An 11,500-nucleotide genomic window follows, 5' to 3' on the forward strand; every position below is an offset into this window, starting at 1 on the left:
GCTGTGACGACCTCCACTCGCCCGCCGGCCTCCACGGGCCCGGCCTCCACGGGCCCGGCTTCCACGGGCACCGGGGCCGCCGCCCGCCCCGGTGCCCCTTCCCGGCGCCCGCGCCTCCGGCTGCGTGACGTCGTGCTGGCCGCCGGGCTGGTGGGCATCGTCCTCTGCGGCACCGCGACCATCGCCCGCGCCGCCGCCGACGACGCGTCGGGCGTGCCGGGCGCCGTCCTCGCGGCCCTCGGCCTGGTGGCGGTCGCCGCGGTCCTGGTCCGGGCCGCGGCGCGCCACCGCCGCCGGGCCGCCGCCGCGAAGGCTCCCGCGGACCCCGTCGACTACGACGCCATGGACCCGAACGCGTTCGAGCTGGCCGTGGCGGAGCTCTGCGCCCGGGACGGCTGCGTCGACGTCGAAGTCGTCGGCGGCGCGGGCGACCTCGGCGCCGACGTGGTCGCCACCGCGCCCGACGGGCGGCGCGTGGTGCTCCAGTGCAAGCACTACGGCCCGGGCAACAAGGTCGGCTCCCAGGACCTCCAGCGCTTCGGCGGCACCTGCTTCGCAGTGCACGAAGCCGACGTCGCCGCCCTCGTGACGAGCAGCGACTTCACCGAACCGGCTGCGGAGTACGCCGCCCAGTGCGGCATCGTCTGCTGCGACCGCGCGGCGCTCGACGCCTGGACGGAGGGCACGGGCCCCGCTCCGTGGTCCCCCGGCCGGTGAACCCCGCGGAAAGAGCCGCGCCGGAAAATCCGGTGCCCCGGGCCCACCCGGCTCGCTACTCTCGCTGACGCGCCGCCACACGATCGCGGCGCGCCAACCGGCCATCGAGCCGACCGGACATCGAAGGGAGCCCGACGTGCGTGACCACACCGCCGTCGCCGTTCCCCGGTCGCGGTACGACGTGATCCCGGTGTCCTCGTGGGCCCGGTGGCGGCTGCGCGGCCGCCACCGGATGCCCGTGACGAGCATCTGACACCTCACCCTCGCCGCCGCACGCCGACGCACGCCCGCGTCGGCGTGCCCCGGTCCGCCCGTCCCGGGAATCGCGCCGCCCTGTTCGCGATCACCCGAAAGGCCCCAGGCCATGCGCACGCTCATGCGTACCGTACGCAACCTCGGCATCCTCGCCCACGTCGACGCCGGGAAGACCACCCTCACCGAACGGATCCTGTACGCCACCGGCGCCACCCACAAACGCGGCGAGGTCCACGACGGGACGACCGTCACGGACTTCGACCCGCAGGAACGCGACCGGGGGATCACCATCTTCGCCGCGGCGGTCGGCTGCGTCTGGGACGGTCACCGGATCAACCTCATCGACACACCCGGCCACGTCGACTTCTCCGACGAGGTGGCCAGATCGCTGCGGGTCCTCGACGGAGCGGTCGTGGTGTTCGACGCCGTCGCGGGCGTCGAGCCGCAGAGCGAGGCGGTGTGGCGCCAGGCCGACCGGCACGGCGTGCCGCGGATCGCCTTCGTCAACAAGCTCGACCGCGCCGGCGCCGACCTCGACACGGCGGTCGCCTCCCTGCGGGAGCGGCTGGGCGCGGTCCCCCTGGTGGTCCAGCTGCCGATCGGCCGCGAGGGCGGTTTCACGGGCGTGGTGGACCTGGTCCGCATGCGCGCGCTGCTCTGGGAAGGGGAAGGCGCCGGCTCGTACGCGGAAGGCCCGGTCCCCGACGCGCTCCGCGACGAGGCGTACCGGCGCCGCCGGCTGCTGGAGGAGGCCGTGGCGGAGCTCCATCCGGTGGCGCTGGAGGAGTTCTGCACCGGGTCCGGGGTCTCGGACGGGACGCTCGCCGCGGCGCTGCGCGACCTGACCCTCGGTGGCGAGGGCGTGGTGGTGCTCTGCGGTGCGGCGTACCGCGACTGCGGGGTCGAGCCGCTGCTGGACGCCGTCGTGGCCTACCTCCCGTCGCCCGCGGACGTCCCGCCGGTGCGCGGCACGCTGGACGGCGCGGTGCGGGAGCGGCCCGCCGACCCCGGGGCGCCCTTCGCCGCGCTGGTCTTCAAGGTGCAGGCGACCGCCACCGGCCGGCTGTCCTGCCTGCGCGTGTACGCGGGCACGGTACGGAAGGGGGATGCGGTGCTGGACATGGGCACGGGCCGTACGGAGCGGATCGGCCGGATCCTGCGCGTCCAGGCCGACCGGCACGCGGAGGTGGACCGGGCGTCGGCCGGGGACATCGTCGCGGTGGTGGGGCTGAAGGGCGCCCGCGCCGGGACCACCCTGTGCGCGCCCGGCGACCCCCTGGTCCTGGAGCCGCCCACGGTGACTGACCCGGTCGTGTCGGTGGCGGTGGAGCCCCGCCGCGGCCTGGACACCGACCGGCTGGCGACGGCGCTGGCCCGGCTGGTCGAGGAGGACCCGTCGCTGACGGTGCGGACCGACCCGGAGACGGGTCAGACGGTGCTGTCGGGGATGGGCGAACTGCACCTGGAGGTGGCGGTGGAGAAGGTCCGCCGGGCCCACGGCCTGGAGGTCCGGGTCGGCCGGCCGCGCGTGGCCTATCGGGAGACGGTCGTGCGCGGGGTGTCCGGGCTGACGTACCGGCACGTCAAACAGGACGGCGGCGCGGGCCAGTTCGCCCATGTCGTCCTGGACGTCGAACCGGCGGACGGCGAGCACGAGAGCGGGGACGAGGACTTCGTCTTCCGGTCGGCCGTCGTGGGCGGGCGCGTACCGCAGGAGTACGTGCGGGCCGTGGAGGCCGGCTGCCGGGACGCCCTGGCCGAGGGGCCGCTGGGCGGCCATCCGGTGACCGGGGTGCGGGTGACCCTGACCGACGGGGCCACGCACGTCAAGGACTCGTCCGAGACGGCCTTCCGCACCGCCGGCCGGCTGGCGCTGCGTGAGGCGCTGCGCGCGAGCGTGGTGACGCTGCTCGAGCCGGTCGTCGAGGTCACGGTGACCGTGCCCGACGACGCCGTGGGCGGTGTGCTCGGCGACCTGGCGGCACGCCGCGGCCGGGTGTCGGGCTCCACCACCCGGGCCGGTACGGCCGTGCTCACGGCGACCGTGCCGCTGGCGGAGCTGTTCGGTTACGCGTCCCGGCTGCGGGGCCGCACCCAGGGCCGCGGCACCTTCACCACGCGGCCGGCCGGGTACGCGCCCGTACCGGCGGGGGTGTCGGAGCAGGTGCCGAAGGCGGCGTCCCGCGGCTAGGTGATCCGCGGGCGGCCCCGCCCCCCTGCCGGGCGGGGCCGCCTCCCCACGTTCGACCTACCGCTCCCGCAGGAAGGCCCGCAGCGGCTCCACGTGCCGGTCGGGGCGGCGCCACTGGGCGCGCAGGTCCTCCAGCAGGTGGCGCTCGGCGGCGATCTCGCCGTGCCGGTAGCGGCGGATCACCGGGTGGAGGAACGCCGATTCGTGGGCCCGCTCGGGCACGGGGCTGCGGCGGATGGCGAAGATGTCGGCGTGCTCCTGGCGGCCCCAGCGCAGGCCCAGGGTGTAGAAGTGCTCCCGGTCGCCGAAGCGGGCCACCGCGTAGTCCTCGGGCAGGTCCTCGTAGTGCCGTACGAGGACGCGCCCGTCAGCGGTGTCGAGGACGAACACGTCGACCAGGTACTCGAACTGGGTCCACAGCGCCGAGGACCAGTTGACGCGGTCCAGCATCGTGTCGGCGAGGCGGTCGGGGCCTGCGTCGACGACGGCGTACTCCAGCGGGCGACCGTCGTACCGCTCGGCGAGGAGGCGTGCCAGGGTGCGCAGGTTGTAGCGGAAGCCGTCGATGAAGGGCGAGGCGGCGTGCTTGGTGTCGCGGGCCTGGGCGAGGGTGCCGGCGAAGTAGAGCCCGTCGACGTTGGCCGACTGCCAGTCCGGCCCGGTCGCGGGAAAGCGCCCCGACGCCACGAGCTCCGGGCGGCAGTCCTCGCCGAAGGGCGTGTCGTCCATCCGGAAGCCGGTGCACCGGATGACGGTGTCGTACTCCAGCGACTCCCGCTCCCCCTCGGCGAGGGTGTAGGTGATGTCGACCCGGTAGGCGTCGCCGGCCGGGCGTATCTCGTCGATCTCGCACTCCAGGACCCCGTGCAGGGTCTTGAACCAGTAGCTGTCGAGCAGCGCGCCGTACTGTCCGCGTACGTCGCCGGGGTGCTTGCTGTGCCAGGCCAGGCGCGTCGGGTGCGGGGAGGCGAGGTGGACGAGGGCCGCGTGGTCGAGGAGCGGGGTCGCGGTCTCGAAGGCGGAGTTGCCCTTGCCGATGATCAGGACGCGCTTGCCCCGGTACGCCTCGGGGTCGAGGGGCGCGGACTCGTAGCCCTGCGCGTACTCGATCCCCTTGACGGCGGGGACGTACGGGCCGCCCCACCCGGTGGCGACGATCAGGCAGTCGCAGGTGAAGAGGCGTCCGTCGGCGGTGGTCAGGCGGAAGCCGCCGCCGTCGCGGCGGATCTCCGTGACGTCGGCCCCGAAGCGTACGTGCGGGACGTGGGCACGCTGGAAGTCCTCCAGGTACGCGGTCATGGTGTCGGCGTGCGGGAACCAGTCGCCGCTGTAGTCGGGGAACAGCGGCCGCGCGGTGGGCGACAGCAGCGAGTTCCAGTCCCAGCGGAGCCGGATCTCCGGGTCCTCCTCGATGGTGTGCACCTTGTTGAGGGAGATCAGCCGCCGGTGGCGGGGGTAGCGCCGGAAGAAGCCGCCGGGCGCGTCCTCCCGTTCCAGTACGACGTGATCGGCGCCGGCCGCCGTCAGGAAGCACCCGAGCTGTAGCCCCGCCGGCCCCGCACCGAGCACCACGTAGCGGTGGTGCTCGCCCGTCCCGTCTTTCCCGTCCGCTGTCACCATCGGCGCCTGCCCCCTCCGCCGCGCTCCGGATCGCATGGTGCCGCCATCATCACCCGGCGGCGGCCGCCGCGCAGGGCGGTCACCGGCCACTGCGCCACGCCTACGCCGTCCGTCCCGCGCGCGGGACCGTCCTGTGCGTAGGGCCCGTCAACGGCGGCCCGGATCGGGGAATCCCTCCGCCCCCGTCTGCGCGGCCAGCCACCGCACGGCACCGGCGAGCGAACCCGCCGCGGCGGCCGCGGCGCGCTGCCGCGCGGCCCCGCAGCCGTGGCGCAGGAGCCACCGCAGCCCCGTCTCCACCAGGTCGGCGTCCCCGTGGCGCACCAGCGCCGGGCGGGCGTACGCGACCATCCGCTCGGCGAGCAGCGGCGCGGGGACGGCCCTGCCGGTGGCCACGTCGAGCCCCATGCCGTCCAGCCCGTCCCGGGCCGCCCGCCAGTAGGCGGCGCGCAGCACCTCCGCCGACGGCGCGGGCGCGGGCTCCCCGCGCTCGGCCTCCCGCAGCGCCACCGTGACCAGGGCGCGCACCAGCACCGCGAGGAACGCCGACTCGGCCGCGGTGCCGGTCATGTCGGCGACGCGCACCTCCAGGGTGGGCAGCCGCGCCGAGGGGCGTACGTCCCAGAAGACGGTCCCGCGATCGACCAGCGCGCCCGACTCGGCCAGCGCGCCGAGGACGTCCTCGTAATGCGCGGGCGAGTGGAAGTACGGCGGCGGGCCCGCCACCGGCCAGCGCCCCCAGGCGAGCGCGCGCCAGGTGGCGTAACCGGTGTCACGGCCCGCGAAGTACGGGGAGTTGGCCGCCATCGCGAGCAGCACCGGCAGCCAGGGGCGCAGCCGGTTGCCGACGTCCAGGGCGCGGGGCAGGTCGGGGATGTCGACGTGCACCTGGAAGGCGCACATGGACATCTCGTCGTGGAGGGCCCGGTAGGTCGCCATGCCCTCGGCGAAGCGCTCCCCTTCGGTGAGGGGCGGCGGGACGACGTCACCGAGGACGGGCAGCCCGGACGCGACGACCCGGAGCCCTTCGCGCTCGGCGGCGCGTGCGACCGTGCGCCGCAGGGCGAGCAGTTCCCCGCCCAGGGCGCGGGCGTGGCGGTGCGGGGCGCTCTTGGTCTCCACCTGCAGCGTGGTGATCTCGGCGGAGAACCGGCCGGCCGCGCCGGGGGCGCTCGCGCAGTGCTTCAGTACGGCCGGGGCGCCGGGCGCGGCGGCCAGGGTCGCGGCGTCGACGAGGAGGAGCTCCTCCTCGACCCCCATCGCCGGCATGTCGTACGCGTCCATGGAGCCCTCCCACCACGGTTCGGGTGCCGTGCGGACCGTGCTCACCATGACAGCGAGGTGACGGACCGTCAACGACGCGCCGCCGCCTCAGTCCAGGACTACGACCTCGTCCGCCGCGAACGTCACCCCGACCACCGCGCCCTCCTCCGGCGCGTCGCGCAGGGCGCACTCCGCCTCCAGCGGCGGGCCGGTCTCCGGGCGGAGCCGTACGGCGACGTGGTGGCCGCGGAAGGTGCGGGCGTCGACCTCGCAGCGCAGGCCGTCCGCCGGGTCGCCGAGCCGGACCCCGGCGGGGCGGACGAGCAGGCGGGCGGCGCCCTGCGGGACGCCGGCGGGCACGGGGACCTTGCCCCACGCGGTGTCGGCCGCCTCGCCGGCGACCGTCGCCGCCACCACGTTGTCGAAGCCCAGGAAGCGGGCGACGAACTCGGAGGCCGGGCGGCGCCACACCTCCAGCGGCGTGCCGCTCTGTTCCACGCGCCCGTCGCGCATCACCACGACCCGGTCGGCGAGCGCGAACGCCTCGCCCTGGTCGTGCGTGACGGCGAGCACCGTCGTCCCGAGCCGCCCGAACAGGTGCCGCAGCTCCACCACGAGCCGCTCCCGCAGCCCCCGGTCCAGCTGCCCCAGCGGCTCGTCGAGCATGAGCACCCGCGGGCTGGGCGCCAGGGCGCGGGCGAGGGCCACGCGCTGCTGCTCGCCGCCGGAGAGCGCGGCCACCGCCCGGCGCTCGGCGCCCGGCAGACCCACCAGCTCCAGCAGCTCGGTCACGCGGGCGGCCTGCTCCCGCTTCGGGGCGCCGCGCATGCGCAGCCCGAAGGCGACGTTCCCGGCGACGTCCCGCTGGGGGAAGAGCTGGTGGTCCTGGAACATCAGCCCGACGCCGCGCCGGTGCACCGGCACCCCGGCCTGGTCCGCGCCGTCCAGCAGCACCCGGCCGCCGTCCACGGGCTGGAGACCCGCGACGACCCTCAGCAAGGTCGACTTGCCGCTGCCGCTCGGGCCGAGCACGCACACGATCTCGTGGTCGGCGACCGCGAGGTCCACCGCGTCGAGGGCGGCGCGGGCCCCGAAGCGTACGGTCACGCCCTCTAGGCGCAGCATGGTCAGAACTCCCCGGAGCGGTTGACACGGATACGTTCGAGCAGCAGCAGCGCCACCGCGCACACCACCATGAGGATCGTCGACAGGGCCATGGCCTGTCCGTAGTTGAGCTCTCCGGGCCGGCCGAGGAGCCGGGCGACGGCCACCGGCAGCGTCGGGTTGTCGGGCCGCGCGATGAAGACGGTCGCCCCGAACTCCCCCAGCGACACGGCGAACGCGAACCCCGCCGCCACCAGCAGCGCCCGCCGCACCAGCGGCAGGTCCACCTCGCGCCACACGCGCCACGGCGACGCCCCGAGCACCGCCGCCGCCTCGCGCAGCCGCTCGTCCACGGCCCGCAGCACCGGCAGCATGGTCCGTACGACGAAGGGCACGCCGACCAGGGCCTGGGCCAGCGGCACCAGGATCCACGACGAGCGCAGGTCGAGCGGCGGCTCGTCCAGCGTGATGAGGAAGCCGAAGCCGACGGTGACGGCGGACACGCCGAGCGGCAGCATCAGCAGCGCGTCGAAGCCGCGCACCAGCCGCCCGGCCCGCCGGGTGAGCGCCGCGGCCGCGAGCCCCCCGACGGCCAGCGCGATCGCGGTGGCGGCGAGGGCGTACTGGAGCGAGTTCCCGATCGCCTCGACGGGCGGCACGAGGAAGGTCCCGCCGCCCGCGTCGGCGTCCTGGAGGGCCCGGTAGTAGCCGAGCCCCCCGGCGAAGGAGCGCTGCACGAGCACCGCGAGCGGCAGCACGAGCAGCAGCGCGACCGTCACGAGGACGGCGGCGAGCAGCGCCCACTGCCCGGCCCCGCGCGGCCGCCGCGCGGTCTGTCCGGCGTCCACCAGCTTCAGCGCGGTCTCGCGCCTGCGGACGGTCCAGGCGTGCACGGCGAGGACGGCGCCCACGGCGGCGAACTGCACCAGGGTGAGCACGGCGGCCGTCTCCAGGTCGAGCAGCTGGGCGGTCTGCCGGTAGATCTCCGCCTCCAGCGTGGCGTACGCGGGCCCACCGAGGATCTGTACGACGCCGAAGGAGGTGTACGTGAAGAGGAAGACCATCAGCGCCGCGGCGGCCACGGCGGGCGCGAGCGCGGGCAGCGTCACCCGCCGCCACGCCCCGAACCGGGAGGCGCCGAGCACCCGCGCGGCCTCCTCCTGGCGCGGGTCGAGCTGCGCCCACAGGCCGCCGACCGTGCGGACGACGACGGCGTAGTTGAAGAAGACGTGCGCCAGCAGGATCGCCCACACGGTGGTGTCCAGCCGTACGCCCCACAGCTCGTCGAGGAGCCCGCCCCGCCCGACGAGCGCGAGGAAGGCGGTGCCGACGACGACGGTCGGCAGCACGAACGGCACGGTCACCACCGCCCGCAGCACCTGCTTGCCGGGGAAGTCGAAGCGGGCGAAGACGTACGCGCCCGGCAGTGCGACCAGCAGGGTCAGCGCGGTGGAGGCGAGCGCCTGCCAGGTGGTGAACCAGAGCACGTCGAGGACGTCGGGGCGGCCGAGCACCTCGCCCAGCCGCCCGACCTCCCAGGCCCCCTCCCCCGTCCGCAGGCCCCGGCCGACGATCGCGGCGACGGGGTAGGCGAAGAAGAGGGCGAAGAAGGCCACGGGCAGGACCATGAGCCCCGCCCGCAGGCCCGTACGCCTTACTTCAGGACGAGCGAGGACCACGACTTGATCCACTGGTCACGGTTCTCGGCGATCTTGGCGGGGGCCAGGGTGTGCGGCTTGTCGACCGTCACGCCGTGCTTGGTGAACAGCTCCGGCAGCGTCGCGTCCTTCGCGACCGGGTGCACGAACATCTGGAGCGGCATGTCGTCCTGGAACTTCTTCCCGATCAGGAAGTCGATCAGGGCCTTGCCGCCCTCCGGGTTCTTCGCACCCGTCAGCAGGCCGGCGAACTCGATCTGGCGGAAGCAGGTGCCGGTGGACACCCCGGTCGGCGCCTCGGCCGGCTGCGGCGTGGCGTACAGCACCTCGACCGGCGGGCTGGAGGCGTACGACACGACGAGCGGCCGGTCGCCCTTGGCCTGCTTGCCGCCGGCCGAGCCGGAGAACTCCTGGTTGTAGGCGAGCTCCCAGCTGTCGACGACCTTGACGCCGTTGGCCTTCAGCTTCTTCCAGTAGTCCTGCCAGCCCTCGTCGCCGTACTGCGCGGCCGTGCCGAGCAGGAAGCCGAGGCCGGGCGAGGAGCGCTCCGGGTTCTCGACCACGAGGAGGTCCTTGTACTGCGGCTTGGCGAGGTCGTCGAAGGTCTGCGGCGCCGCGAGCTTCTTGTCCGCGAAGTACTTCTTGTCGTAGTTGACGCAGATGTCGCCGGTGTCGACGGGCGTGACGCGGTGCTTGTCCTTGTCGAGCTGTACGTCTGCGGGGACCCGGTCGAGGCCCTTGGCCTCGTACGGCTCGAAGAGGCCGTTGTCGAGGGCGCGCGACAGCAGGGTGTTGTCGACGCCGAAGAAGACGTCGCCCTGCGGGGCGCCCTTGGTGAGGATCGCCTTGTTGACGGCCTCGCCCGCGTCGCCGCTCTTCAGCACCTTGACGGTGTAGCCGGTCTCCTTGGTGAACTCCTTCAGGACCTCCTTGGAGGCGTTGAAGGAGTCGTGGCTGACGAGCGTCACGGTCTTCGACTTCGTACCGCCGCCGTCGGACGCCTTGTCCGAGCCGCCGTCGCCGCAGGCGGTGAGCGTCGTGACGCCCAGCGCGGCGGCGAGGGCGCCGACCGTGATCTTCTTGGTGGTGCTCACTGAGATTCCTCCTGGGGGTGTCCAGGAAGAGACGCGGCCCCGCCCGCCGCGGTCGTGCGGCGGGCAGGGCGCAACAGCTCGAGTAACGACCGAACTTCCTACCCAGAATGACCTGGGCGAGGTTCAGAGGGTCTGCGGCCTGGACGGTTGCCGCACTCTCAGCGCTGTGGCGCTCCCCTGTCGGAATATGCAGATGTGTTCGAGCTCAGACTACAAGGTCAGCGTTCCGCGGCCGCGAGCTGTCCACAGGCGCCGTCGATCTCCTGCCCGCGGGTGTCCCGGACGGTGACCGGTACGCCGTGGGCGGCGATCGCCTCGACGAACGCCTTCTCGTCCTCGGGGCGCGAGGCGGTCCACTTCGAGCCGGGGGTCGGGTTCAGCGGGATGAGGTTGACGTGGACGCGCTTGCCCTTGAGGAGGCGGCCCAGCAGGTCGCCGCGCCAGGCCTGGTCGTTGATGTCGCGGATGAGGGCGTACTCGATCGAGACGCGGCGACCGGACTTCTCGGCGTACTCCCAGGCGGCGTCCAGCACCTCGCGGACCTTCCAGCGGGTGTTGACGGGCACGAGGGTGTCGCGCAGCTCGTCGTCGGGAGCGTGCAGCGAGACGGCGAGGCGGCACTTGAAGCCCTCGTCGGCGAAGCGCAGCATCGCGGGCACGAGGCCGACGGTGGAGACGGTGATGCCGCGCTGCGACAGGCCGAGGCCGTCGGGCTCGGGGTCGGTCAGCCGCCGGATGGCGCCCACGACCCGCTTGTAGTTGGCGAGCGGCTCGCCCATGCCCATGAAGACGATGTTGGAGAGGCGGGCGGGGCCGCCCGGCACCTCGCCGTCCCTGAGCGCCCGCATGCCGTCGACGATCTGGTGCACGATCTCGGCGGTCGACAGGTTCCGGTCGAGGCCGGCCTGGCCGGTGGCGCAGAAGGGGCAGTTCATGCCGCAGCCCGCCTGCGACGAGATGCACATGGTCACCCGGTCCGGGTAGCGCATGAGGACCGACTCGACGAGCGTGCCGTCGTGCAGCCGCCACAGGGTCTTGCGGGTGGTGTCGTCGTCGCACGAGATGTGCCGTACGACGGACATGAGGTCGGGCAGCAGCTCGGCGGCGAGCTTCTCGCGCGAGGCGGCCGGGATGTCGGTCCACTCGGCGGGGTCGTGCGCGTACCGCGCGAAGTAGTGCTGGGAGAGCTGCTTGGCGCGGAACGGCTTCTCGCCGATCGCGGCCACGGCTTCCTTGCGCTCGGCGGGCGTGAGGTCGGCGAGGTGCCGTGGCGGCTTCACGGCCCCGCGGGGGGCGACGAAGGTGAGCTCTCCCGGGGCGGGGCGTGGCATGACCTGGTACTCCTCAGTAAAGACGAGGCCGCGGTACGTGAGCCGGGTGACCTCACCGGATGGTCCCCGTCCCGAAGGGGCCACGGGGCCGAAAGGGCCCGCCGCTCCGATGCGACGAGCCCTTCCAGGGTAACCGGACGGCGGTTCGGCCTGTTCCCGTCAGCCGGCGCCCACGAACAGCACCAGCAGCAACCACACCACCGGCGCCGTCGGCAGCAGCGAGTCCAGCCGGTCCATACCGTGCCTATATGCGGCTACCGCCGCGTG

General features: G+C 74.1%; 8 protein-coding genes and 1 riboswitch. Of the genes, 2 read left to right on the forward strand and 6 right to left on the reverse strand.

The window, feature by feature from the left end:
- Nucleotides 1-3 precede the first annotated feature (3 nt).
- Together AB0A69_RS28555 and fusA are read left to right on the forward strand one after the other, a co-directional pair.
- Nucleotides 4-717 carry a restriction endonuclease gene (locus tag AB0A69_RS28555; protein ID WP_361428028.1) on the forward strand — a complete coding sequence of 238 codons (714 nt, stop codon included), beginning with the start codon at nucleotides 4-6 and terminating at the stop codon, nucleotides 715-717.
- 364 nt (nucleotides 718-1,081) lie between these two features.
- Nucleotides 1,082-3,163 (forward strand): elongation factor G, encoded by a 2,082-nt coding sequence (fusA, locus tag AB0A69_RS28560; protein ID WP_361428030.1) that lies wholly within the window; start codon nucleotides 1,082-1,084, stop codon nucleotides 3,161-3,163.
- 57 nt (nucleotides 3,164-3,220) lie between these two features.
- Here the strand turns inward: fusA and AB0A69_RS28565 are convergent, their stop codons facing one another.
- From AB0A69_RS28565 to rlmN, 6 genes are all read right to left on the reverse strand, one after another.
- Nucleotides 3,221-4,783 carry an NAD(P)-binding domain-containing protein gene (locus AB0A69_RS28565; RefSeq protein WP_361428032.1) on the reverse strand — a complete coding sequence of 521 codons (1,563 nt, stop codon included), beginning with the start codon at nucleotides 4,781-4,783 and terminating at the stop codon, nucleotides 3,221-3,223.
- Between the two features lie 147 nt (nucleotides 4,784-4,930).
- Nucleotides 4,931-6,115 carry a glutamate--cysteine ligase gene (locus tag AB0A69_RS28570; protein ID WP_361428034.1) on the reverse strand — a complete coding sequence of 395 codons (1,185 nt, stop codon included), beginning with the start codon at nucleotides 6,113-6,115 and terminating at the stop codon, nucleotides 4,931-4,933.
- A gap of 39 nt (nucleotides 6,116-6,154) precedes the next feature.
- Nucleotides 6,155-7,171 carry an ABC transporter ATP-binding protein gene (locus AB0A69_RS28575; protein ID WP_361428036.1) on the reverse strand — a complete coding sequence of 339 codons (1,017 nt, stop codon included), beginning with the start codon at nucleotides 7,169-7,171 and terminating at the stop codon, nucleotides 6,155-6,157.
- A gap of 2 nt (nucleotides 7,172-7,173) precedes the next feature.
- Nucleotides 7,174-8,793 (reverse strand): iron ABC transporter permease, encoded by a 1,620-nt coding sequence (locus AB0A69_RS28580; protein WP_361428160.1) that lies wholly within the window; start codon nucleotides 8,791-8,793, stop codon nucleotides 7,174-7,176.
- 11 nt (nucleotides 8,794-8,804) lie between these two features.
- The gene (locus AB0A69_RS28585; RefSeq protein WP_361428038.1) at nucleotides 8,805-9,902 is read right to left on the reverse strand and encodes a thiamine ABC transporter substrate-binding protein; all 1,098 of its coding nucleotides are present in this window, start codon (nucleotides 9,900-9,902) and stop codon (nucleotides 8,805-8,807) included.
- Nucleotides 9,903-9,979: 77 nt separating this feature from the next.
- Nucleotides 9,980-10,091: riboswitch (TPP riboswitch) on the reverse strand.
- Nucleotides 10,092-10,120: 29 nt separating this feature from the next.
- Complete coding sequence (gene rlmN / locus AB0A69_RS28590; RefSeq protein ID WP_355356219.1) at nucleotides 10,121-11,233, reverse strand: 23S rRNA (adenine(2503)-C(2))-methyltransferase RlmN; 1,113 nt, start codon at nucleotides 11,231-11,233, stop codon at nucleotides 10,121-10,123.
- Between the last annotated feature and the right edge of the window lie 267 nt (nucleotides 11,234-11,500).

The organism is Streptomyces sp. NPDC045431 (assembly GCF_040646655.1).
Classification (GTDB): domain Bacteria; phylum Actinomycetota; class Actinomycetes; order Streptomycetales; family Streptomycetaceae; genus Streptomyces.